Raw genomic sequence first — 23,895 nt, 5'->3', positions numbered from 1 at the left:
ATAGGGTGGGCATAAGTGCAATAAGCCTGTTCCTCCGAATTCAGAGGCACGTTCCACAGGCAGTTTGGTTGGGCACAAAATTGGGCACAGGTTGTGCATCCGCATCAACAAGTCTCACTTATGAGTCTTGCTCTCACAGTTGCGCTCACTTGTGCCCAGTCTTCTCACAATCTGTGATGGGAATTCTAGTGGCTTTATAATTAAGATCTCCTAATGACTTGAGTTGCTCTTTCAGGTCACTGGAGGCCAACGCCGCGCGGGCAGACGCGACCTCGGCTTCTTTCTTGCTTCGTCCCGTCCCAGTCCCCAAAACGGCCCCCATCCACAGCACACTGGCCTGGAAGAATTTGTCGTGATCCGGTCCGCTCTCTTCAAGGATGCGATAATGAGGCGGTGTGGGCCCCACGGCCTGGATCAGCTCCTGCAACTGGCCTTTCGGATTTTGATCGCTGGGATTGAGAAGCAGCGCCTCCAGCTCCGACTGAAACAGCCTTTGTACAAACTTTTGCACCTCGGGCAGTCCCCCGTCTAGATAGAGAGCCCCTGTCACGGCCTCCATGGCATCGGCCAGGCTGCTTTCCCGTTGGCGTCCGCCATTGGCATCCTCCCCACGGCCCATGATGAGAAAACGCCCCAGGTTCAGCCGCCGCGCCATGGCGGACAGCGCCTTCGCCGAGACGACCTGGGCACGCAGTTTGGTAAGGGTCCCCTCATCCGCCTGTGGCAGTCTATGATAGAGCAGTTCCGAAAGCGTCAGTTGCAGCACCGCATCCCCCAGGAATTCCAGACGCTGATTGTCGGCCTGCGTGCGCTGCGCCTCGTAGCCCACGCTCCCATGCGTCAGGGCCATGGTCAGCAGTTGGGAATCACGAAAGGTGTAACCGAGGGCAGATTCGAGAGCTTCCATGAGCAGACGAGGATAATGAAGCGGCGAGTTTCAGCAAAGAAAGAAGCTGTCAACGTGAACAGCGAGATGGGGTGATCGACGGGGCTCGAACCCGCAACAACCAGAATCACAATCTGGGGCTCTACCATTGAGCTACGACCACCATCTGAGAACTAGCGAAGTGGAACATAATGCAGTGTTGGGCGTGCGCCAGCACTTTTTCAGTTCAAGAAGTGCAGAATGACGACAACGAGACAAATTAGAGGTTGTCAATGGCCCCCACGCGAAGCACTTTAACCACTTCCGTGGTTTCTGAAGGATCCACGTCGCGTTATCTATGCCTCCTCCTCGCCGTTCAAATAATCGTGGTGGGCCTCGTCGTCCATCCGGTCCACCGCGTGGTGGATCAGGTCGCCGTCCGCCACCGCCGCCACCGCCTGAAGATGAACTCAAGCAGAAGGAAGAGGCGATCGAACTCGATGGCGTGATCTCTGCCGTTCTCGCTGGCACCATGTTCCGCGTGAAGCTGAAGAATGGTCACGAAGTTCTCGCCCACATTTCCGGCAAGATGCGCAAGCGCTTCATCCGTCTGGTCATCGGTGACAACGTCAAAATCGAAATGTCGCCCTACGACATGGACAAGGCGCGCATCGTATATCGTCTCTGAGCACGATGGCCCGGGACATCGTCTATTTCGACTTGGAAACCCGCCGCACCGCCAATGACGTGGGCGGCTGGGGGAACAAGCACAAGATGGGGATCTCCATCGCGGTCACTTATAGCACCAAGCTGGGCGAGTACCGCATCTTCCAGGAAGATGAAACCTCGGATCTGATCCACCAGCTCACGCGGGCGGATCTCGTCGTCGGTTTTAACCATGTCAGCTTCGATTATGAAGTGCTCATGGGCCATACCATCTTCGACTTCCGCGAGCAGGTCTGCGATCTCGACCTCCTTGTGGACTTGGAAAAAAAGCTCGGCCATCGTCTCAAACTCGAAGCCGTCGCCGCCGCCAGTCTGGGCACCGGCAAAACCGCCGATGGCCTCGAAGCCATCCGTTGGTGGCAACAGGGCAAGCTGGCCGAAATCGCCGAATACTGCGCCTTCGATGTGAAGGTGACCAAGTGCGTGCATGAATACGGGGCCAAGAATGGATTCGTGAAATACCACGACCGCAACGGCCGCGAGCAGCAGGTTGCTGTGGAATGGTCCGTGGACTGACGTGAGGCGGGCATTCCTGCCTGCCCTCTGAATTCGTCCAGGACAACTACCCCGGCTTCACTTGGCCTTGCGCCGCAGCGTCACGCACAGCGCGGCATGATCACTGCTGGTGACACGCCAGATTTTCTTGGCCTCCACAACTTCCCATTCCTGGCCTAACCAAAAGTGATCCAGACTGAGCAGAGGCAGCCCCAGCGGCCAGGTTTCCTTAAAGCCCTCCCCTGCCACTTCCAGCGCATGGGTGAAATGTTTCCGGTACTCGTCCAGCAGCGCGGACTCCAGAGGAGTGTTAAAATCGCCGACCAGGATCGCATCGGTCCGTCCCTGTGCATGGCTCAGCGCCTCATCCAGTTGGCCCTTGCGCCAGTGCAGCGGATGCGGATGCACATCGGCCACAACGACCGGGAATGCGGGTCCCAGGCCATTGACCTCAAAGCGGGCAAAGGCCCCTGCCCCCTCCAACTTGCCCCGCTCGCGGTAGCGCGAGGGTACTTTGGACAGCCACAGAATGCCGCGTGGCATCCAGGCAGCCTGGTAGCCGGGCAGCATCGCTTCATAGCGGCGGCAGTTGTCCTCCATCTTGCTGCGGCCTGGCTCCACAAAGGCGGCCACATGCGGTTGAAATTCCTTCACCAGATCCACCATGCCCTGGTGCAGTTCCTTGGGCCGACAGAGATTCCAGTAAAGGATGCGCACCTCCGTGGCTTCATTCCGCTGGGCGACCTGCGGCGCGGCCGTGCGCCAGGAAGTCATCATCCAGGCAGCACCCAAAGACAGGACCATCAGGGCGGCCATTCCCCGGGATTTCAGGCCTGCCTTGGGCCAAACCAAAAGGATGACCGCGAGGGCCAGCAGGCAGGGTTTGGGCATCGCATAAAACAGCAGCCGAAAGCCAAAGAGATGATCCTTCAGCCCGAATTGCAAAACGATGCCCAGCACCAAGGCGGCCCAGCCTGCCAGATGGGAATACCTGAACAGGCGGGTAATCATGGGTGCTTGGAAAACAGCCGCACTTTTCGTTAGACGGCGCGCTCCAGCTTCTCGTCAATGCGGGCCACCAGGGTGTCCAGCACTTCGCTGTTGCCAAAGCGCTTCAGCACATCCGCGAGGAAACCTTCGATGATCAGCTTGCGCGATTCATTGTCGCTGATGCCGCGCGCTTTCAGGTAAAACAGCTCTTCATCGCTGATGGGGCCGCTGGTGGCACCGTGGCTGCACTTCACCTGGTCGGCATTGATCTCCAGGCCTGGCAGGGAGGTGGCTTCCGCCTCGTCACTGTTCAGCAGGTTGCGGCAGGTCTGGTAGGCGTCCGTGTAGTGGGCGGTTTCATCCACCGTGATCAGGCCGCTGAAGATGCTGCGGGACTTGCCATAGAGGGCGTTCTTGTAAAGAAGGTCGCTCGTCGCATGCGGGGCCATGTGGTTCTGCAGCGTACGCTGGTCCACCACCTGTTCGCCAATGGGCAGGGAGACGCTCAGCATGTCGCTGCGTGCACCCTGGCCGACGAGGTCGCTGACGGTTTCACTGCGGCTGAACTCGGCACCCAGTTGCACCTGAAAGCTCTTCACATTGGAATCACGGCCTGCGACGATGCTGGAAAGATGCAGCGCCTGCGCATCATCCGCCAGCTCCTGGCAGGCCGCGTAGGTGATGCGGCTGCCCGTGCCGCTGACAAGGTCGGCGATGGCGATGCTGAGGCCGCCTTCGCCATCCAGGCTACGGTAATGGTCCACCACGCTGACTTCGGCATTGTCGCCCGTGACGATGAGGGTGTGGGGGAAGATGGCAGCGTGATCGCCCACCACCCAATGGAAGACTTCGATGGGCTTCTCGATGGCCACATTCTTCGGCACCAAGATCACCGTCCCAGCCTTCACATGCGCCAGATGCAGCGCGGCAAATTTGGCCGAGCCAAGGGTCATTTCCCGCTTCATGAAGTGCTCCTTCAGCACATCGCCATGAGACTTCAGGGCTTCCGCAAAGCTCACACACACCACGCCGGCTGGCAGCGCGTCCGTTTGTGATTCGATGAGCTCATCGTTCACGAAGACAAAACGCGCCGTGCGTTCCTTCAGCCCTTCAGAGGCGGCCAGCGCCTGCTGCTTCTGCGCTTCCGTGGCAGAGATGGCCGGGCTGTGCAGGCCCAGCTCGATGTTCTTGGCGTTGGAATAGCGCCAGCTTTCATCCTTTACGCTCGGCACGGGTAGCTTCTGGAACTCGGCCCAGGCCGCTTCGGCACGGGCGAGAAACCAGCCAGGAGCCGAGGTTTCATCACGCACTGGCGCAATGATTTCGAGGCCGGAGGGAGCAGGAGAATCAGGAGCTTCGGACACAGGAACGGGAGAGTTTTTGGGGGTGGGAGCGAGAGTGGCGGACATGGGGCGTGAGGTCGGGGAAGGAGGGAGTGAGCGGGGAGGAGGCCCACGCGTCAAAGCATCAGCCGACGCTGCCTTCCATTTCGAGGTCAATGAGGCGCTTCAGTTCCACGCTGTATTCCATCGGGAATTCCTTCACGAGGTCGTTGATGAAACCGTTCACGCTCAGGCTCATGGCTTCAGCCTCGCTGAGGCCGCGCTGCATGAGGTAAAAGATCTGGTCCGCACTCACCTGGCTGACGCTGGCTTCATGCTGCGTGGAGTGCTGGTTGCCGCGCACGCTGATGGCGGGGTACGTATCGGTGCGGCTGTTGCTGTTGATCAGCAGGGCGTCGCACTCGGTGTTGTTCTTGCAGCCCTTGAGGTGCTTGGGAATGTGCACCAGACCACGATAGGTGCTGCGGCCTTCGCCGATGGAGATGGACTTCGAGATGACGTTGCTCGTCGTGTCGTCAGCGGCGTGTACCATCTTGGCACCCGTGTCCTGGTGTTGACCGCTGTTGGCCAGGGCGATGCTGATGACCTCCCCACGGGCGCGTTTGCCCTTCATGATGACGCCCGGGTACTTCATGGTCAGGCGGCTGCCGATGTTGCAGTCAATCCAGCGCACCTCGGCATCTTCATGGGCGATGCCGCGTTTGGTGACGAGGTTGAAGACGTTGCTGCTCCAGTTCTGCACGGTCACGTACTGGATCTTCGCACCCTTCATGGCCACGAGTTCCACCACAGCGCTGTGCAGCGTGGCGGTTTCAAACTTGGGGGCCGTGCAGCCTTCCATGTACATCAGCTCCGCGCCTTCATCAGCGATGATGAGCGTGCGCTCGAACTGGCCAAACTGCTCCGAGTTGATGCGGAAATAAGCCTGCAGGGGGTGCTTCACTTTCACGCCCGGAGGCACGTAAATGAAGGAACCGCCGGAGAACACCGCGCTGTTCAGGGCGCTGAATTTGTTGTCACCCGTTGGGATGACCTTACCGAACCACTTCTTGAAGATCTCAGGGTGCTTGTGCAGGCCTTCGGTGCTGTTGACGAAGATGACGCCCTGCTCTTCCACGGCGGCCTTGATGTTGGAGTAGGCAGCCTCAGAGTCATATTGAGCCTCCACGCCGGCGAGGAACTTGCGCTCCTGCTCCGGGATGCCCAGACGGTCAAAGGTGCGCTTCACATCCTCAGGCACATCGTCCCAGGAACGCTTCGGCTTCTGGCCATCGGAAAGGTAGTAGCGGAACTCGTCGAACTTGATGTTCTCCAGATCCTTGGTGGCCCAATGCGTGGGCATCGGCTTGCTCTGGAAGATTTTGAGCGCCTTGTGACGGAACTCACGGATCCAGTCCGGGTCGTTTTTGACATCGGCAATGAAGTCCACCGTCTTTTCGGTGATGCCAAAGCCGGAGTCGTATTTATTGCGCTCAGGGAACGTGAAGTCCCCCACGCTATCGACCTTGATGTCGGAAATGTCGTTGTCTGGGGCGGTGACCATAATAAGAAAGTGTTCGGTGTTCAGTTATCAGTGTTCAGCGGTGGCTCTTCGCGGACCACAAAGCTTTCAGTGGGGTCCTCCGAATATGAGGTAGTCTCCTGACGACGCACAATGGGTCGGTCTGAGAAGACCCAGCCTTCGCGTTTGAGTTGCCCTGCATACTCACGCATGTGAGCTACGAATTTGGCATGATCGTAGTCGCATGAGGCAAAGATGGCTTCACGCGCTGCATGCACTTCGGCAACGATGGGGTCTTCGATAGTTGTACTCATGATGTTCGGATTCTAAATGAGCTCATCAGGTGTGCCGATGACCGGAGGCACAAAACCAGCCTTTCGACAGGTCTCCTCAATCCGGCGCTGCATATGCAAATTATGGATGTGCTTGCAATTCCAGGTGAGTAAGAAATCCATCGAATAAACTGCAGCGATGGCGATGTGATAGGCGTCAGCTTCAGCCTTTTTTGGAAGTCCTAACCTTGCGACGAGTAGCAGAGCTAGAGCGTCTGACTCGTCCGTGGAGTTCAGGATTTTCAAACCCCGAAGACATTCCAGTCTTTTTGCCGCCATTTCAGGTTCGCCACTCCCAGCTTCGTCTATAACTAGCGCTGAAATATACAGGTCGAATTGGTGCTTTCGCAGAGTCCAAAATTCTCTGGTGGCTTCCTGATGGCCAGCGAGTACCACATCACGACTCGGCCGCGCTACGAGGTAGCTCGGAATCGTCGTTTCGATGTAAACGCTGGGGTTCATTCAGTCTTGTCAGTCGTGAGTTAAACAGCAGCAGCCAGCAGTTCTTCCTTGACCCAGTCGTAGCCTTTTTCTTCCAGCTTCAGGGCCAGTTCCTTGCCGCCGGTGTGGACGATCTGGCCATCAATCATCACGTGGACGATGTCGGGCTGGATGTAGTTCAACAGGCGCTGGTAGTGAGTGATGACGAGGAAACCGCGGTTCTCGCTGCGCATGGCGTTGACGCCACGGGAGACGACCTTGAGGGCGTCAATGTCGAGGCCGGAATCGGTTTCGTCGAGGATGGCGTACTTCGGCTCCAGCATCATGAGCTGGAGGATTTCGTTGCGCTTCTTCTCACCACCGGAGAAGCCTTCATTGACGCTGCGGCTGGTGAAGCTGCGGTCCATTTCAAGCTGGTCCATGCGGGTGTAGAGCTGCTTGTAAAACTTGATGGCGTCAATGTCCTCACCCTTTGGCAGGCGGGCCTTGAGGGCAGCGCGGAGGAAGTTGGCGTTGCTCACGCCGGGGATTTCATGCGGATACTGGAAGGCCAGAAACAGGCCAGCGCGGCTGCGGGCATCCACGGCCATGTCCAGGATGTTTTCGCCATCCAGCAGGACTTCACCGCCAGTGACTTCGTAGTCTTCGTGGCCACAGAGAACCTTGCTCAGGGTGCTTTTGCCGGAGCCGTTCGGGCCCATGATGGCGTGTACTTCACCAGGATTGATCGTGAGGTTCAGGCCTTTGAGGATTTCGCGGCCGGGGATCTGGGCGTGGAGGTCTTTGATTTCGAGGGACATGAGGGAGTGTTGAAAAAGGGATTAGGCTTTGCTGGAGCAGGCTTCGCAGGTGCCGTGAATGGCGATGTCCATGCGGCTGACTTTCGTGCCCGCAGGCAGGTTCCAGAATTTGGCAGGGTCAAAGTCAGCCGCTGGGTGCGCATCGATGACCTTGCCGCAGCTTTCGCAGTGAAAGTGGACGTGCTCATGCAGGTTCGCGCAGTAGCGGGACTGGCCGCGCTCCAACTGCACCTGGCGGATGAGGCCGTGGCTGGTGAGGTGCTCCAGGCAGTTGTAAACCGTGGCCAGCGAGATGCTGGGAGAGCGCTCTTTGACCTTGGCAAACAGGTCGTAGGCCGTCGGGTGATCGTTGGATTCCGCCAAGGCCTGAAAAACTTCACGCCGATGCGGGGTCAGCCGGGCATCGGTGCCCAGCACGGCCAGACGGCAGTCAAGGCCCGAGGGCTTCGACGAAGAGCGTGGGGAGGGAGTCGCCATAGATTAGAATTAGAATTGGAATGATTCTAATGTATGGGATACGGCCACAGTTCAAGGGCGGATTCGGAATCATTGCACAAAACCGGGCTAAAAAAGCCCACATAACATTACCTGCTGGCTTTCAGGGGTTGCCAGAACAGTCGCTTCTCATCACTGTGCATCCCTGTATCCCCATGACCCGCATCCAATCTGACGACCTTCCCTGGACCTCGCAAAACTCACCTCAGGGAAAGTATGGCGTTCGCCGGCGTTCGCTCAGCCAGGCGGCGGGTGGGCCCAAGGATACCGGCACCTGGGGTGGCGGGCATCCGTTTGAGGTGGAGATCCACCGCGTGCCGCCCGGCAAGGTGAACTTTCCTTTCCACGAGCACTCCGCCCAGTGGGAGGCCTATTACATTCTGTCGGGCTTTGGCCAGGTGCGCGGACCCAAGGGCCAGGAGGCCATCCAGGCTGGTGACTACCTTGTGTTTCCACCGGGAGAGGCCCATCAGATTCTCAATAACAGCGAGGAAGACCTCACTTTTATGGTCATCGCCGACCAGCCGCAGGCCGACATCCTTCACTACCCGGAATCCGGCAAGTGGCTGCTGAAGCCGCAGAAGAAATGCTTCCAGATGAATGAGGTGGAGTACTTTGCCGGTGAAGAATAGCCGTCTGGCGGGGGGACCTTCATCCTTGGCTCCCCTTGGACCCGGGCACAAAAAAGGCGCTGCATCTTGTGTAGCGCCTTTTTTGTTAAAGGGGCGGGGCCCTACTGCTGGGGGGCGGGCTGGGCAGGCTTCACTTCCTCCGTGGGAGTGGCTGGGGCTGGTGCCGCAGGTGTGGCAGGGAGGGTCGTGATCACGGAAGTGCCCGGTGCTGGAGTGCCTGCAGGAGTGGCCTGGGGCCCAGGGCCATTCGGATCATCGGGAGCCAGACTGGTCGCCTCAGCCGCTTTGACGGCGGCTTCCTCCGCCTTTTTCTTGGAGGCTGCCAGCTTCGCCGCGTTGGCCTTGGCCTTGGCGTTCGACTGCTTCATGTAGGTCGCATAGTCCGGGCCGCTGCCCTCGATGGTCACTGGAGTGCCTACGGAAACATTTTTGAAGATCGTGCCGGCAAACTTCGATGGCAGGCGGATGCAGCCGTGGGAGGCGCGGCGACCTGGGCGCGGAATAGGGCCGATGTGCATGCCCACGCCATCACCTGTCAGGCGCATGAAGTAGGTCATCTTGGCCGCTTCAAAACGGCCACCGGGAGGCAGCAGGTCCCGCCCTTGTTTAAAGTCGGAGTTCACCAGCTTGCCATTGGCATCGTAGCCTTTGCCATAAAGGTTGGAGACCTTGTCGGCGATCTTTTCCATGATCTTGAACTGGCCCGTCGGGGTGGGAAAGCTCGTGATGCCCGTAGCCACGTAGGTCCAGCCGATCTGGTCGTCGCCATTGTAGAGATAGGCCTTCTGCTCATCCACATTGATGCGGATGGAGGAGATGCTTTTGCCTTCTCCATGCCATTCATAGAGACCCGTGGGCTTCTTGGCAGGTTCTTCGACCGGGGGCGGAGGGGCCGTCGGTGTTTTACAAGAGGATAGCCAAAAAGAAGCTGCCAGCACAGAGGTCTGGGCAGCGATTCGCAGAAAGCGGGTGGAGACCATGATGCGCACATTACTCGCACCCGCAGCCGCACTCAAGGCTCAGCGTGATTTGTCGCCGATTTCGAGCAATTCGCCCGGTTTGGAGATCACATGCACGGCTCCATGTTCCCTCAGTTCTTCCACGGAACGGAAGCCCCAATCCACACCGATGCCCACCATGCCGGAGCTTTTGGCAAAGGCCATGTCAATGCCCGAGTCACCCACATAGGCGCACTCTTCGGGGCGCAGGCCCAGGCTGGCCGCCGCCTCGTAGGCACCTGCGGGATCCGGCTTGCGCGGCACCTCGGCACGCTGCCCCAGGATGAGTTCAAAACAGTCCGTACCAAAGAAATGCTCTGTCATCGGCACGGTGAAGCGATGAGCCTTGTTGGAGATGACGCCCAGCTTCAGCCCCTTAGCTTTCAGAGCGGCAAGGACTTCCAGGATCTGTGGGTAAGGCAGCGTCTGCTCCTGCCAGTGCAGGTCATAAAAAGCCCGGTACTCCTCCGTGCAGATTCGGATCAGCTCCTCGCTCCGGGCCGCCTCGGGCAAGGCGCGCTCGACGAGCTTTTCCATCCCGTCTCCCACCATCTGTTTGAAGATACCCGCATCCTTGCAGGCAGGATAACCGCGGGCCTCCAGCATGCGGTTGATGGACGCCGCAATGTCCGCCAGGGAATCAATGAGGGTGCCGTCGAGGTCGAAGATGAAGGCTTTCAGCATGGTCTCTGTGATGGCGCGGGATGCCCGCCACTTCAAGGACTCTCAGAGGCCGGACTTCGTATCCGCCGCACCGCCCACGGGCATCGGTTTGGCCACTGTCCACACCGCAGGCTGCCCTTTCTGCTGCAGCGCCAGCCAGTTCAGCGAAGGTGTGTACAGAATCTCATGCCCGCCCTCAAAAAGCGTCACCCGCGTGCTGCCGGAAATTTGGCGGAAGAGCACCGGCTTCGGTCCATACAGCGGGTCCACCTCCGGCGCGGGCCAGCCTGTGGGCCGTTGCTGGGTCTCATAGTAGGCCAGGATCTCCGCCACTGGCAGGGGCGCAGCGGCGGTCTGATTAAAGGCTAACAAACTATGCCGAAACGGCACACTGCCCAGCCTCCCGTCGTGAATGCCATGGTTCAGGTCCAGCGGCACGCCTTTGGCCCGGGCCAAGTGAGTCAGCGGGGATCGCCTCGCCGCCTCGGCCAGCAGCGTTCCTGTGGGTGCACCGCCCAGCGCCAGTTCAATGTGGCGTGCATAGTTGTCCGGCATGCCGTTTTTCAGATGCTCCGTGTGCCAAGCCGCGATGTCACTGATGCCGCACCAAGCGGAGACACCGGCCCAAATCTCCGGGTGCCTGCCTGCCATCTGCATGGCCATGTGGCCGCCGCCGCTGACGCCGATGAGGTAGATGCGTCTGGCATCCACACGCTCGCTTTTTTGCAGATGCGCCACCGCATCCGCCACATCCTGCACTGCTAGGTCGCTGCCCATGGCGGCAGGCGTGCTGTTCGGCCCGCGAAAGTTCGGGTACACAAAGTGCCAGCCCTGGTCCATGCACCACTGGGCATACACACGTCCGTTCGCGGCCTGTCGGTAGTCCCCGCTCCAGGTATGCAGGCCCACCAAAAGCGGGCGCGCTTCCACAGTCGTGGGCGACCACGTCAGGGCAGGCTGCAAAGACTGATCTGCCGTGCTGGCAATCTGAATCTCCCGCACCTCCGCCTGCCAGCCCGGAAGCTGGGATTGGGCCTGCGATAGCGCAATAAATAAGAAGACAAGGCAGAGAACAGCAAGTCGATGCATGCCGTCAAGGTGGCCAGAAGAATGAGGCCTTCAAGCCTCGACCTGCGGCCTTGCATGAGAGGTTGCGAGTGAGTATCAACTTCAGCCTAACATTATCTTTTGATCATCTTGCAACAAGCCATTGCCAGCTTGCGTTATTTGTTGTTAGATAACTAAGTAGTTATATTCATGAAACTGTCCCATCGCATTCTCGCCAGCTTCTTGCTGATGGCCTACGCCATCACGGGGACGGCGATCATGCCCGCGGTGATGGTGATGATGGCGAATCTGGATGGAAGCCATCGCGTGCAGGTGCAGGAGTCTGAAAATGGCACCCAGCTCGTCTTGCGACACGATGCTGGGCATTACACACCCAATCTCGAAGATCATTCGGAAAATTTGGCTCGTGTGCTTGTCAGCATGAGTGCTTCAGATCAGTTCGGGGATCACAGCCTAGTCTCCGCTCATGTCAAAGGCAGCATCACTTCGGCCCGCGACCTGTCAGAACTGTCCGTTAAAAGTGCGCCTGCACTGAATTACACAGCCACAGCCTCCCTGGTCATTTGGATTCCTTCTTCGGAGCGGCACGATCCGCTTCCTATCACTTTCTCAACCGAGAAATTCATGCCTGTGAGTCAGCCGCTGCTGGCCACGGTGCAGCTACTGATTTGAGGAAATGCATGACGTCCGCACAGGCCTCATGGCCTGATGTTTTACATACGTCCTGTTAGGCATCTCTCTCGCCGGTATCACCGTGGCCGAATTTCGGGGCCACTGCATGGGAACTCCATGCCCGCAGCCTGTCCGGCCGCTGCCCGGTTTCACTTTCTGCCCGCGTTCCTCATGAAAAATTTGTTTCTGCACATGGGCCTGTGGCTGCTGGCCACGGCATCCACCGTTCATGCTCGCACTTCTCTTTTGACGTCAAACGACCTCGCCGCTGAGGCCCTGCAAAAAAACCCCGAAGTTCGCTTCTACGAAGCGGAGATCGCAGCAGCCCGCGGAGGGCGTCAGTCTGCGGCGCAGCGGGTCAATCCAGAGCTTTCCATGGAGCTAGGAGGGATGAGCCTCGCTAGTCAAAAGGAAGGGCTGGTTTGGCGCGCACAGATCGCTCAAGTGTTTGATTTTCCAGGTCGCATGGCGTTGCGCAAAGCCATTGCCGAGCGGGACATCACCCTGGCTGAGCTAGGTCTACAGCAGTTCAAATCCCAGTTGGTGAACCAAGTGCGGGCTTTGAGTGGTGATGTGGTGCTGCTTCAGCGCAAAGAGCAGGCGGCACGGTCTGTGAGAGAGAGGCTGGAGGCCTTGATCGAAGTTCTCGTGCAGCGGGATGCGGGCTCTGTGAGTGCTCTGCTGGAAAGGCGGATCCTGGAGGCCGCCTTGTTGACGAGCGATCGCACGCTGACCGATGCGTCCAAGCAAGCGCAGGAGTCCAGCACGGCGCTCAATGTCCTGTGTGGTCGCCCACCCGAGGCGGCTCTGGCCCTCGTAGATCCGTCCACTCTTTTCCCCCAGGTGCCAGCGCTTGAGAAACTGAAGGAGCAAGCGGCCGGGAGTAATTTCGACCTTCAACAAAAGCGCCTGCAAGTGGCGAAGCAGGGGCTGAAGGTGGACCTGACCAAGTCCGAGCGCTGGGGGAACATCAGCTTTGGTCCTTACATGGCGGGCCAGCATGCGGGGGGAACCCAGGTGGAAGGTGGGTTTGCTTTTTCCATTCCCCTGCCTCTCTGGAATAAGAACAAAGGAAATGTAGCGACCGAACAGGCGCGCACGCTCCAGGCGGAGGCACTCTTGCTGGCCACGCTCAGGGATCTGGAAAGAGACCTCGCCATCGCACGCTCGGCCTATCTGGCGGAGTTAGCAGCCCTGGACCATTGGCGTCCAGAGAGTGAAAAACAGTTCCAAGAGGCTGCAATCGAGGCAGACCGACACTTTCGTCTGGGAGCCGTGCCGGCTGCGACTTATGTCGAGATGCAGCGAGGCTACCTGGATGCCATGGACGCTTTGATCGAAGGGCGACGCAATGCCTGGAAACACCGCATGGAGGTGGAGCGGCTGACCGGGGCACCCTTGGGACAGAAAATGGAGCCTCTACGTGTGGCCAAAGAAGGCTGATTTTTACCTAACAAAAGATCATGCAAAATTTGGATGATTTCGGGCATGAAACACAAGCCACGCTGAAGCGCACTCTCCAAAGCCCCTTCCCCGGTTCCTCCCAGTTTAACTGAGTTCCCTGAACGTCCTTTCCTTCCCTGGAGTTATGATCACTTCCATTCTCGAATTCTCACTCAAAAATCGCTTTCTCGTCATCATGGGGGCCTTGCTGCTCTTGGCTGCGGGAATCTTTTCCGCGCTGCATCTGCCCGTAGATGCCGTACCAGACATCACCAACACTCAGGTCCAGGTGAATACGGCTGTGCCGGGGCTGGCACCGGAGGAGACGGAGAAACTCGTCACTTATCCTTTGGAGTTGGCTCTCGCTGGTATCCAAGGAGTGGAAGAGTTTCGCTCGCTCACGAAGTCAGGCCTTTCACAGGTCACCCTGGTCTTTCGAGATGGCACAGACATCTTTCGGGCGCGGCAGCTCGTCAGTGAGCGTTTGGTGCAGGTCGAATTACCACCGGGACTCAGTCCGCAGATGTCGCCCATCAGCACGGGTTTAGGCGAGATCCTCTACTACACGCTGGATTATCAAAAGGATGCCCCGGGTCGGAAGCAATCCCGGGAACGCCAGCTCATGGATCTACGTGAGGCCCATGATTACATTGTGAAGCCTTTCCTCCGCACCGTGCCGGGTGTGGCGGAGATCAACAGCAGTGGCGGTTATGAAAGGCAGTTGGTGGTCTTGCCCAAGCCTGAATCGCTGGCACAAGCGGGTTTAACCTTCAGTGAGTTGGCAGCCATCATCGGCCAGAATGTGGACAATGCCGGCGGGGGCGTGATTGAGCGTGGCACAGACCGCATGCTCATTCGCGGTGTGACGAAGGTGGCCAGTGCTGAGGACATTGCCAACCTACCCGTCAAGTTCGCGGCGGGGGTGGAGCCCATACGAGTGAAGGATCTCGCAGAGGTGAGTATTGGCAGCAATGTGCGCACGGGCTGTGCGGTCGAAAATGGGGAGGAAGCTGTGCTGGGGACGGTGATGATGCTGGTGGGGGAAAACAGCCGCATCATCAGCAAACGGGTGGAGGAGAAACTGGCCGAATTGCAAAAGAAACTTCCTCCAGGTCTGGAGCTGCGCATTCAGTACGCACGCAGTGAAGTGGTGGACCGCACGATTGACACAGTGAAGCACAACCTGTTTGAAGGGGCCATTCTCGTCATCGGTGTGTTGCTTCTTTTGTTAGGCAACTGGCGCGCGGCACTCATCGTCGCGCTTGCTATTCCACTGTCGTTTCTATTCGCGCTCATCGGCATGACCTTTGGAGGAGTCTCCGGAAACCTGATGTCATTAGGAGCAGTGGATTTCGGTCTCATCATTGATGGGGCCGTCGTGATGGTGGAAAACATCGTGCGCGTGCTGGGAGAAAAGCAACACGCCTTGGGCCGGAAATTGACGGCGAAGGAGCGCCTGGCTGCTGTGAGGGAGGCAGGGCAGCAGGTGGGGAGCCCCATGTTTTTTGGCGTGCTCATCATCACTCTGGTTTACTTGCCTATTCTGGCATTGACCGGAATCGAGGGGAAAATGTTTCACCCCATGGCCATCACAGTGATGCTGGCTCTGGGGGGCGCTTTAGTATTGTCCTTGACGCTCATGCCTGCGCTTTGCTCCCTGCTGCTCAGAGGCAATATCTCAGAGAAGGATAACTTCCTCATGCGCGGAGCCAAGGCCGCCTACGCACCGCTGCTGGGGCTGGCCTGGAAAACGCGCTGGGGAGTGGTGGCTGCCGTTTTGGTGCTCTTGGGGACCACGGGCCTGTTATTCATGAGCTTAAAGCAGGAGTTCGTCCCTACCCTCAATGAAGGATCTTGGACGGCCATGGTTTACCAGCCTGCAAATACCAGCCTGAAAACTTCCCTGGAGCGTTGCATCAAAACACAGCAATACCTCATCAACAAGGTGCCTGAAGTCACCCGCACCTTCGCCCGCGTGGGCACCAGCGAAGTGGCCACGGACCCGATGTCCCCCGGAGAATATGATCTCTACGTCTTTTACAAATCGCAGTCTGAATGGCGGCAGGAAAATGGGCAGCCAGTGAGCCGAGACCGTTTGGCGGAGCTCATTCGTGAGGAACTGGCCAAGGAGGTGCCTGAACAAGATTATGATTTTGCCCAGCCTATCCAAATGCGTTTCAATGAGATGCTGGAAGGTTCCCGAGCGGATCTGGCGGTGCGCATTTTTGGCGACGACTACGACATGATGGAAAAGATCGGCGGGCAGGTGAAGGCGCTGCTTGAGGGATTGCCCGGCACGAACAATGCGGAGTTTGAGACACAAGGGAGGGTGCCCGTGCTGGAGATCCAGGTGGACCGTGCCGCGATGCTGAAATTCAATGTTGAGGCAGCGGAAGTGAATGCGGCCATCACCACCGCCATGGCGGGGCATACCGCAGGCATGCTCATGGAGAATAATCGCCGTCGTAGCATCGTGGTTCGACTCCCAGAATCCCTGCGCAATAACCCAGAAGTGATGAAGGCCCTGCCTGTGCGCACGCAGGACGGTGGCTTGATCACGCTGGGGCGCTTGGCCAGCTTTGTGGAGGTGCCTCAAGTGGATGCCATCGGGCGTGAAGATGGCCACCGCCGGGTGGGTCTGAATGTGGACTTGGCAGGCGGCACCGACTCGGAGGCCTATGTCACCTTAGCCCGTCAAAAAATCGCCGAAACGATGCAGATACCAGAGGGTTACCGGATTGATTTCGGGGGGCAGTTTGAGCATTTGCAGGAGGCCCGTGCACGGCTGGCCATTGTGGTTCCCCTGGCTCTGGTGCTGATCTTTGTGCTCATTCACGCCACTTTTAAAAGCGTGATGCAGACGCTTATCATCTACACGGGTATCCCTCTTGCGATCACGGGCGGTGTCTTGGCTTTATGGTTGCGGGACTTACCCTTCAGCATCAGTGCGGCTATCGGGTTCATCGCATTGTGTGGTGTGGCGGTATTGAATGGCGTCGTGTTGATCAGTTGCTTCAATCAATTGCGCAATGAAGGCCGCAGCGCAGAAGTTGCCGTGACGGAAGGCAGCCTGCAAAGACTGCGTCCCGTGCTCATGACGGCCCTGGTGGCTAGCCTGGGATTTATCCCGATGGCCTTGAGTGAGGGAGCGGGTGCCGAGGTGCAGAGGCCCCTCGCGACGGTGGTGATCGGCGGCATCGTCAGTAGCACTTTCCTCACCTTATTTCTGCTGCCGATCCTTTACCGCTGGGGAATGAAGGACGAGCTCGCAGCCCGTCATTCCACACAGCCTGCTGAGGTGCTCGCGTTATCTCTGGTCCATGCGCCGTGAGTCAGATACACCTTATTTATTCTAACCATGTGTACTCCCCCTTCTGCATCGCCAGATTCCTCTTGGAAGGTCTTTTTCCGGAGGCCTGGCATGAGAAAACCACTCGCTTTGGCGCCCTTGCTTTTGCCTTCCTTGGCAGTGGAGGCGGCTGAGCGCCTAAAGTTCGATACCAGTTACCAAATTTACGATGAGTCCAACGGACGCATCAGTGTTGAGTCCTGGTATTTTCGCGGAGAGATGCACTTCACGGAGCAGACCAGCTTTCGTTACCAGTTTCTCTCGGATGCCATCAGTGGAGCCTCACCCACAGGTGCCCTTCCTGGGGGGGTGCAGCCTTTCTTGGCAGACCTGGAAGATGTGCGCAATGGCATCCTCGGTGCGTTGTCTCAGCAGATCGGCGATCACCGCGTGGAGCTTGAGTTTTCTCGCAGCAAAGAGAGTGACTATCTTTCGCATGGATTGTCTTTGAGCGACCGCTGGGAGCTGAATCAGAAAAATACCACCTTGGCTTTTGGCTTCAATTATTTGGACGATTCGGTGAAGGTCTTTGGCCTCGAAGATCAGACCAAACGAAGCTACGACCTTTTCATGGGCATCACCCAGTTGCTGGATAAAAACACCATCTTGGCCGCCAATCTCACCGTGGGGTACAGCGAAGGTTATCTGAACGACCCGTATAAAGCCATCCAGCGGACGGACATCGTTTCACTGCCTGACGGCGCCGGTGGGACGATCGACATTCCCACGGTGAATTTGTACCGTGAAAACCGGCCAGACAGCCGACTGCGGGGTGTTTTGCAAATGCAGGGCACGCATTACTTCGACAAAGTGCAGGCGGCACTGGATGCCACGCTGCGCCTTTCTCAGGATGACTACGGGGTATTCTCGCAGAGCCTTCAGGTGGAGTGGCGGCAAGGACTGTGGGACAAGCTGGAGGTGACGCCCTTCTGTCGATATTATCGCCAGAACGCAGCGGATTTTTTCCAGAACACCCTGGATGAGGTACCCAACGCCAACCCTGAAGAATACCCTGCGGGAAAGGGACCGCACTATTCGGCAGACTACCGTCTCTCCTCGATGAACACACTGAGCCTGGGCATCAAGACACGCTATCGGCTGACGGAAAACATCGCCCTTTCCGCAGCCTATGAGCATTACGACATGAGTGGCTGGGGCGCTAACCAAGCCCCTACAGCGGCCTATCCCACGGCCAATATCTGGACCTTTGGTGTGAGCATCCAATTTTAAAACGATCATGTCGAAACCCGCACCCGTGACACCTGCCGTCATCCCTCCAGATAGCCGAGGCGTGCGCAGCCTTGCCTTCAAGGCGATGGGCACCGCCTGCGTCATCCAGTTCCGCTGCGAGGACCAGAAAGCGGCCTTGAAGTTCCTAGCGGAAGCGCTGGGTTGGTTAGGCGAATTTGAAGCCAAGTTTTCTCGCTTTCGCCCAGATTCGCTGCTTTCGCGCATCAACCAGGGAGCCGGGCAGCGGTGGGTCGAAATCGATGCCGAGATGGAGCAAATGCTCGACATGGGTGAGGCCATGCACCGCCTAACCGAAGGTTTGCTCGATCCCGCCATGCTGCCGCTGATCCAGCTCTGGGATTGGAAAAAAGTGCATGAGCGGCTGCCACTGGAGGCTGAAGTGCAGCAGGCCCTGGCATTGTCCAACTGGAAAGAAGTGGAGCGCAAGCCTGGCAAGATCTACCTCCCCAGAGCTGGCATGGGCCTGGACTTCGGAGGTTTTGGCAAAGAGCACGCGGTGGATCAAGTCATCGCCATCGCTCGCCGTCATGGGATCGTGGATATCCTGGTGGATCTGGGGCGCGACATCCTGGCTCTGGGCGGGAATGGGCAGCATCCGTTCTGGCATGTGGGCATTCAGGATGGCGTGCAGACGGACCGCTGCATTGGCGGTCTCGCCGTCTCAGGATATGCCGTGTGTGCCTCGGGTGACTATGCCCGGCGCTTTGAGCACGAAGGCGTGCGTTATGGCCATATCTTAGACCGCCGCACGGGGTGGCCTGTCCGTCATGGACTGCGTGCCGTGACGGTGGTGGCACCCACTTCACTCATCGCCGGCATTTACTCCACCTGTGTCTTTGTGCTGGGGCAAAAGGAGGGCCTCCAGTTCGCTGAAAACGCCCCCGGTGTGGAGGCCTGCCTTCAGGGGGAGCAGGGAGTCACCGCCACCCGTCATTTTCGTCAGTATCAAGTTCAGTCCGCTTAACTCAAAACACCCAACCTTAGTCACCCTATGAAATACATCGTTACCCTCATTACCACACTCTGCCTCGGCCTAACCATGAGCTTTGCAGGCGAACCCGCCACAGGCTCGGCCCTGCCGGATCTCAAAGGTTTATTGCCCAGCGCAGCCCTGCCCAAGACAGCAGGAAAAGTCGTCTTGGTGGATTTCTGGGCCTCCTGGTGCGCGCCATGCAAAGCCTCGTTTTCCACGATGTCTCGCCTCCATGATACCTATGCCAAGAAAGGTCTCGTCATCATCGGCATCGGTGTCGATGAAGAGGCGGAAAAGTACCAGGCCTTTGCGGCGAAGAACCCCGTGGGTTTCACCCTGGTCCATGATACTCAGCAGAAGGCGGCCGCTTTTTTTAATCCGCCCACCATGCCCACCAGCTACCTCGTCGGGCGAGATGGGAAAATCCGCCACATCCATAAGGGCTTCAAGGGCGCAAAGACGGAAGCCGAATACGTGAAAGAGATCGAGGAACTGCTCGCTCAATAAACCTCACCTTCCTGATCCAGAATGAAACCTAGCTTACTTTTCCTAGCGGTCACTGTGGCCGCCACATTGAGCAGTTGCTCCAGCCACCTGGTGCGCGTGAGGCCGTTTGAGCGGGGGAATCTCGCCAATCCTTTGATGAGTCCAGAGCGCGACACGCTGTTTCTAGCGATGACCAATCATGCCTACTTTTCTCGCGAGGCCAGTTTTGGCGGCGGTGGGGTGGGCGGTGGCGGCTGCGGCTGCAATTAACCCTGACAGATCTTTTTCCCTTCAAACATCCTAGTCTTATGAATCTCTTTTCCGTGATCGAGAAGTTCAAGAAACCCTTTTCCAGGTACAGCTCGCTGCTGCTGCTGTTTCAGCGTTCGCCCATTGTGCAGATGCTTTTTCCAGAGGCCAAGCTGCTCACTTCGGCGGCGTTTGTGGATACGACGAAGTTTGTCATTACCACCGTTGTCGGGCTGGGGGCCTTTGACAGTGTGGCAGGGGCCACCTCTGTCAGCCAAGTGGCCCCAGCGGCAGGCTCTGCCACGGTGCCGGTGACGGCAGGGACCAATCTCGCGGGTGTGTTTCAGGTCGTGGGTGGTGGCGGGCATACTCCTCAGTCGTGGTCCGTTTCCAGCGGTACACTGCCGAATGGTCTGACATTGGCCAATTCACGAAGTAAAACGACCACGCTGACCGGGACCACGACGCAGACAGGCAACCACGTGATCACCATTCGAGGGTGGGAAAACTCCAACTTCAGCGGGCGATCTGCGCAGGCCAGCTTTACCCTGCAAGTCTCGGCCGGTGCAGGCGCTGCCATTGGCACGCACCCGGCCTCGACTTCCATCAGCAGCGGCAGCACTGCCACCCTGACCGTTACGGCAACCGGTGGGGCGCCGCTCACCTATCAATGGTATGAAGGGGCCAGTGGAGTCACCACCCAGCCGGTAGGCACGAATGCGGCGAGTTTCACCACCCCGAATCTCACCGCGACGAAGAGTTACTGGGTCAGAGTGAGCAATGCGGCGAACCCCGCGGGAGTCCAGTCAAACACCGCCACTGTCACCGTGCTGCAGCCAGCGGCCATCGTGGAGCAACCCGTTTCAACACAGATCAACAGCGGGCAAAGCACGACCCTTTCCGTCGTAGCCTCCGGGGATGGCCCCCTGACTTATCAGTGGTATCAAGGAGTGAGCGGAGTCATCACCACACCCGTCGGCACCAATGCCGCCTCCTTCACCACGCCGAGCTTGCTTGCCACCACCAGCTACTGGGTCAGGATCAGTAACACCGCCTTGCCTGCTGGAGTGGATTCCAGCACAGCCACGGTATCCGTTACGGCTCCGGCGGAGCCCACGATTTTGACGGCTTCACCTTTGGCCACAGGTTTCGTGGGCAGTCTCTACAGCACCTCTATGAGCGTCATCGGTGGCACAGGCCCCTACACCTGGCGCGTCAGTGAAGGCGTCTTGCCCGCAGGCCTGACCTTGAGTGAACAGGGGCTGCTATCTGGCACGCCGCAATCTTCCAGCAGCAGCAGCTTTACCGTGGAGGTAGAAGACGCGGCGGCCCGTGTCGCTACCAAAGTGTTCACACTGACCTTGACGGATCTCGTCATTCGCACGGCTTCATTGCCCACGGCAGTTAAAGGGGTGGCTTTTTCTCACAGCTTGCTGCATACCGGCGGCACCGGACCCTACACCTGGGAGATCGCCTCGGGCGCACCGCCTGCAGGCATCACGCTCAGCTCAGCAGGCGTGCTCTCTGGTACACCCACGGCGTCAGGCAGCGCCACCTTCACGGTGCGTTTGACGGATGGCAGTCCGGTCGTTCTTGTGAAAGCGCTGACGCTGCCCGTTTCTGCCACTTATCTGGCACCGATCGTGGATCCGGTGGTGTTTTCTCCCACCACCCTGGGTGCCTTGGTCAATCAGACCGTGACAGCTTCAAACTACCCCAAAACTTTTGCCATCACAGGGCTGCCCAAAGGTCTCACCTTTGTGGCTAGCACGGGAGTCATCAAAGGCCGTGCCACCGTGCCGGGGCGCTATGATGTGCAAGTGCGTGCTAGCAATGCGGGTGGGGTGAGTGCGGTGGTGGTGGCACCCTGGGTGGTGAATGCTTTGGACACGCATCAGGTCGGGAACTTCACGGGTTTGATCAAGCGTGAAGCGGCGACCAACAAAGGTCTTGGAGGCACCTTCTCCCTCACCACCACCTCACTTGGAGCTTACACGCTAAAGCTCACCGGGGCGCTCCCCACCAGTGGTGCTGCGGCAGCAGGAATGGCCTACTCAGCGAAGGGTTTCTTGAATGCCTCCGCGCCCCATGTCTCGGTGGTTCTAGGTGGGCAGACACTCACCCTGAATCTCCAAGCTGGCACAGGTGAAGTGACTGGCCAGCTCGGCGCTGCGATGGTGAATGGCTGGCGCAATGCCTGGCATGTGAGAGACCAGCCCGCGACCCCTTTTGTGGGCTATTACAGTCTGGCCTTGGACCTTCAGGAAGCGACGGATCGGAGCTCACCCACCATCCCTCATGGCACAGGGTTTGCCACCTTCAGTGTCACCCCCGCAGGCACTCTGATACTGCTGGGGAAAACAGCAGATGGAGAGACCATCATGGGTAGTAGCTTTCTCAGCTCGCAGGGGCAGTTCGGAGTTTACACACCGCTTTATAAAAAGTTAGGTAGCCTCCAGGGCGAACTGCTGCTGGACCTCCAGGATGCGGGCTCTGAGGACAATGTCATCCGCGGTGCCTTGAGTTGGTTTAAACCGACCACGGTGTCTCGCACTTATCCTGCCTCTTTTGGGGATGTGCCACTCACGGCAGCAGGTGCCTACTTGGCTGTAACCAGCAAGACCAAAGCCATTTTGGGCCTGCCTGCGGTGGGAAATGTGACTTTGGATTTAACCGGGGGTGGCTTGGCCTTCTCCGCGACGGATCCGAGGCTTCAGTTCACCTTCACGGCGGCGAACAAAGTCGTGCTGCCGATCATCACCGAAAATCCGGGCAAGGTGGCGCTCACGATCACCCCGGGCACAGGCAAGGTCAGTGGCAGCTTCACCTTGGTCGAGACCAGCCCACTCCTTACGCGGGCAAAAGTTCCGTTCGTGGGACAGGTGGTGCGTCTGGCGGATGGTTCTGTGAAAGCGGTGGGTTACTTCCTGCTGCCTCAGATCCCCCAGGCTAATCAAAAAGCGACCACCACCCCGATTCTCTCTGGAGCATTCAGTCTGCTGCAAGAAGTGCCTTAAGGGGCTTCTCGCAAAGGCTAGTCGAGACTCAATCCTAACAAATGATAACGAATCAAATATCCTCAGTTGGGATTGAGCATTCGCAGCCACTCACTGTCACAAAGAAAGCGGGTGCTACACCGTTCATGTGGGCCTGCTTTCATGACATGGCTCTCTCTCGAAAATGGTTCTGGCTCTTCCTCGCGCTCTTTGCCTTGGTCGCGGAGGCGTCTGCTCTGGCAGACCAGGGGAAGCAGGCGACCTTGCCAGAACTTGTGACGGAGGTTTTAGACACACTCAGCCAGGAGCAAGAGATAGGGACTGAGGGAATGGCTGTGGACTTCAGCGCTTTTGACGTGCCATCATTCAGACAGGGCATGTGTCTTGGGCAGGCTTTGCAAGTCTGGCCAGGTAAAGGTGACGAGCGGATTCGAGGAGCGCGTCTGCATCGGTGGCTTTGTATCGATTTGAGATAAGGCACGGGCTGTGCTGGGAAGCACCCTAACCATGTTCTATTCACATCTCATATAGCCATCTTTTTATTCATTCCTTCTGTCATGCTTTTACATTGTTGTTTGTTCTTCACTTTTTGTCTGGCGTATCCAGCATTCGCGCAAAGCCGTGCAAATTGGTCAGGCTCTGCCGCCATCACCTTTTCCGGTACTTCCACTCTTCATGACTGGGCAGGTCAAGTGGCTGCCCAGCCTTTTACCACCCTCGTGGCTTCAGATGCTGCAGGTGCTCCCACGCAGATTTCGGCCAAGGTCACCGTCGCGGCGAAGGCCATGGACACAGCCGAGCCGAAGCGCGATGAAAACATGCGCAAGGCCATGAAGGTCACGGAGCATCCGTGGATCATAGCCGAGATTGATGCCGCTGTGAGTGAAGTCTCTCAGGATGGTAAGACACCGGCGACTTTACCGATGAAGCTGAAGCTTCTGGGCAAAGAGCAGAGCGTCCAGGGTCGCATCAGCCAATGGAAGCTTGTGGGCAAGAAAGCCACCTTTGACCTGGACTTCGACGTATCTCTCAAGGCCAGCGGCATCGAGGTGCCGTCGGTTCTGCTATTCATCCGCGTGGGCGATGCCGTGAAGGTACATGCCAGCGTCACCCTCACCCAGCCCTGA

Annotated in this window: 23 protein-coding genes and 1 tRNA gene; 12 read left to right on the top strand and 12 right to left on the bottom strand. The window is 58.1% G+C overall.

Annotated elements, in window-relative coordinates:
• Positions 1 to 145 precede the first annotated feature (145 nt).
• Positions 146 to 907: a ribonuclease III gene (gene rnc / locus ABEB25_RS20765; protein WP_345738360.1), complete on the bottom strand. Its 762-nt coding sequence runs from the start codon at positions 905 to 907 to the stop codon at positions 146 to 148.
• A gap of 67 nt (positions 908 to 974) precedes the next feature.
• A tRNA-His gene (locus ABEB25_RS20760) sits at positions 975 to 1,049 on the bottom strand.
• A 306-nt stretch (positions 1,050 to 1,355) separates the two neighbouring features.
• Here ABEB25_RS20760 and infA point away from each other — a divergent pair.
• The gene (gene infA, locus ABEB25_RS20755) at positions 1,356 to 1,553 is read left to right on the top strand and encodes a translation initiation factor IF-1 (protein ID WP_343075876.1); all 198 of its coding nucleotides are present in this window, start codon (positions 1,356 to 1,358) and stop codon (positions 1,551 to 1,553) included.
• Positions 1,554 to 1,558: 5 nt separating this feature from the next.
• Entirely contained in the window at positions 1,559 to 2,107 is a 549-nt protein-coding gene (locus ABEB25_RS20750; protein WP_345738359.1) for a ribonuclease H-like domain-containing protein, read from the top strand.
• A gap of 57 nt (positions 2,108 to 2,164) precedes the next feature.
• Here the strand turns inward: ABEB25_RS20750 and ABEB25_RS20745 are convergent, their stop codons facing one another.
• The 7 genes from ABEB25_RS20745 to ABEB25_RS20715 are packed head-to-tail and all read right to left on the bottom strand — an operon-like array spanning position 2,165 to position 7,970.
• Positions 2,165 to 3,097 carry an endonuclease/exonuclease/phosphatase family protein gene (locus ABEB25_RS20745; RefSeq protein ID WP_345738358.1) on the bottom strand — a complete coding sequence of 311 codons (933 nt, stop codon included), beginning with the start codon at positions 3,095 to 3,097 and terminating at the stop codon, positions 2,165 to 2,167.
• Between the two features lie 29 nt (positions 3,098 to 3,126).
• On the bottom strand, positions 3,127 to 4,485 hold the full coding sequence (gene sufD, locus ABEB25_RS20740) for a Fe-S cluster assembly protein SufD (protein WP_345738357.1): 1,359 nt from the start codon (positions 4,483 to 4,485) through the stop codon (positions 3,127 to 3,129).
• 58 nt (positions 4,486 to 4,543) lie between these two features.
• Positions 4,544 to 5,962, bottom strand: a complete 1,419-nt coding sequence (gene sufB / locus ABEB25_RS20735) for a Fe-S cluster assembly protein SufB (protein WP_345738356.1) — start codon at positions 5,960 to 5,962, stop codon at positions 4,544 to 4,546.
• A gap of 20 nt (positions 5,963 to 5,982) precedes the next feature.
• Positions 5,983 to 6,234, bottom strand: a complete 252-nt coding sequence (locus tag ABEB25_RS20730; protein ID WP_345738355.1) for a hypothetical protein — start codon at positions 6,232 to 6,234, stop codon at positions 5,983 to 5,985.
• Between the two features lie 12 nt (positions 6,235 to 6,246).
• Positions 6,247 to 6,714 carry a type II toxin-antitoxin system VapC family toxin gene (locus ABEB25_RS20725; protein WP_345738354.1) on the bottom strand — a complete coding sequence of 156 codons (468 nt, stop codon included), beginning with the start codon at positions 6,712 to 6,714 and terminating at the stop codon, positions 6,247 to 6,249.
• Between the two features lie 20 nt (positions 6,715 to 6,734).
• On the bottom strand, positions 6,735 to 7,493 hold the full coding sequence (gene sufC / locus ABEB25_RS20720) for a Fe-S cluster assembly ATPase SufC (protein ID WP_345738353.1): 759 nt from the start codon (positions 7,491 to 7,493) through the stop codon (positions 6,735 to 6,737).
• Between the two features lie 21 nt (positions 7,494 to 7,514).
• Positions 7,515 to 7,970, bottom strand: coding sequence for a Fur family transcriptional regulator (locus tag ABEB25_RS20715; protein ID WP_345738352.1), 456 nt, complete (start codon positions 7,968 to 7,970; stop codon positions 7,515 to 7,517).
• Between the two features lie 173 nt (positions 7,971 to 8,143).
• Here ABEB25_RS20715 and ABEB25_RS20710 point away from each other — a divergent pair, with 173 nt between their 5' ends.
• Positions 8,144 to 8,620 carry a cupin domain-containing protein gene (locus tag ABEB25_RS20710; RefSeq protein WP_345738351.1) on the top strand — a complete coding sequence of 159 codons (477 nt, stop codon included), beginning with the start codon at positions 8,144 to 8,146 and terminating at the stop codon, positions 8,618 to 8,620.
• Between the two features lie 101 nt (positions 8,621 to 8,721).
• On the opposite strand, the gene ABEB25_RS20705 is transcribed toward ABEB25_RS20710, so the two are convergent.
• Genes ABEB25_RS20705 through ABEB25_RS20695 form a run of 3 tightly spaced genes read right to left on the bottom strand, consistent with a single transcriptional unit; the run spans position 8,722 to position 11,370 of the window.
• Complete coding sequence (locus ABEB25_RS20705; protein ID WP_345738350.1) at positions 8,722 to 9,600, bottom strand: L,D-transpeptidase; 879 nt, start codon at positions 9,598 to 9,600, stop codon at positions 8,722 to 8,724.
• Between the two features lie 39 nt (positions 9,601 to 9,639).
• The gene (locus ABEB25_RS20700) at positions 9,640 to 10,302 is read right to left on the bottom strand and encodes an HAD family hydrolase (protein WP_345738349.1); all 663 of its coding nucleotides are present in this window, start codon (positions 10,300 to 10,302) and stop codon (positions 9,640 to 9,642) included.
• Positions 10,303 to 10,344: 42 nt separating this feature from the next.
• On the bottom strand, positions 10,345 to 11,370 hold the full coding sequence (locus tag ABEB25_RS20695) for an alpha/beta hydrolase family protein (protein WP_345738348.1): 1,026 nt from the start codon (positions 11,368 to 11,370) through the stop codon (positions 10,345 to 10,347).
• A 168-nt stretch (positions 11,371 to 11,538) separates the two neighbouring features.
• Between ABEB25_RS20695 and ABEB25_RS20690 the strand changes: the two genes are divergently transcribed.
• From ABEB25_RS20690 to ABEB25_RS20650, 9 genes are all read left to right on the top strand, one after another.
• Complete coding sequence (locus tag ABEB25_RS20690) at positions 11,539 to 12,021, top strand: hypothetical protein (RefSeq protein WP_345738347.1); 483 nt, start codon at positions 11,539 to 11,541, stop codon at positions 12,019 to 12,021.
• Positions 12,022 to 12,192: 171 nt separating this feature from the next.
• On the top strand, positions 12,193 to 13,464 hold the full coding sequence (locus tag ABEB25_RS20685; RefSeq protein WP_345738346.1) for a TolC family protein: 1,272 nt from the start codon (positions 12,193 to 12,195) through the stop codon (positions 13,462 to 13,464).
• Between the two features lie 145 nt (positions 13,465 to 13,609).
• Positions 13,610 to 16,795 carry an efflux RND transporter permease subunit gene (locus ABEB25_RS20680; protein WP_345738345.1) on the top strand — a complete coding sequence of 1,062 codons (3,186 nt, stop codon included), beginning with the start codon at positions 13,610 to 13,612 and terminating at the stop codon, positions 16,793 to 16,795.
• Positions 16,796 to 16,885: 90 nt separating this feature from the next.
• Positions 16,886 to 18,043 (top strand): DUF3570 domain-containing protein, encoded by a 1,158-nt coding sequence (locus ABEB25_RS20675; protein ID WP_345738344.1) that lies wholly within the window; start codon positions 16,886 to 16,888, stop codon positions 18,041 to 18,043.
• A 7-nt stretch (positions 18,044 to 18,050) separates the two neighbouring features.
• On the top strand, positions 18,051 to 19,028 hold the full coding sequence (locus ABEB25_RS20670) for an FAD:protein FMN transferase (protein ID WP_345738343.1): 978 nt from the start codon (positions 18,051 to 18,053) through the stop codon (positions 19,026 to 19,028).
• A gap of 27 nt (positions 19,029 to 19,055) precedes the next feature.
• Complete coding sequence (locus ABEB25_RS20665; protein WP_345738342.1) at positions 19,056 to 19,544, top strand: TlpA family protein disulfide reductase; 489 nt, start codon at positions 19,056 to 19,058, stop codon at positions 19,542 to 19,544.
• Positions 19,545 to 19,565: 21 nt separating this feature from the next.
• Positions 19,566 to 19,793: a DUF4266 domain-containing protein gene (locus ABEB25_RS20660; protein WP_345738341.1), complete on the top strand. Its 228-nt coding sequence runs from the start codon at positions 19,566 to 19,568 to the stop codon at positions 19,791 to 19,793.
• A 38-nt stretch (positions 19,794 to 19,831) separates the two neighbouring features.
• Positions 19,832 to 22,789 (top strand): putative Ig domain-containing protein, encoded by a 2,958-nt coding sequence (locus tag ABEB25_RS20655; RefSeq protein ID WP_345738340.1) that lies wholly within the window; start codon positions 19,832 to 19,834, stop codon positions 22,787 to 22,789.
• Between the two features lie 671 nt (positions 22,790 to 23,460).
• On the top strand, positions 23,461 to 23,895 hold the full coding sequence (locus tag ABEB25_RS20650; RefSeq protein ID WP_345738339.1) for a YceI family protein: 435 nt from the start codon (positions 23,461 to 23,463) through the stop codon (positions 23,893 to 23,895).

The sequence above is a fragment of the Prosthecobacter algae genome, from assembly GCF_039542385.1.
Classification (GTDB): Bacteria; Verrucomicrobiota; Verrucomicrobiia; order Verrucomicrobiales; family Verrucomicrobiaceae; genus Prosthecobacter; species Prosthecobacter algae.
This window is presented reverse-complemented; position numbering and strand designations above follow the sequence as displayed.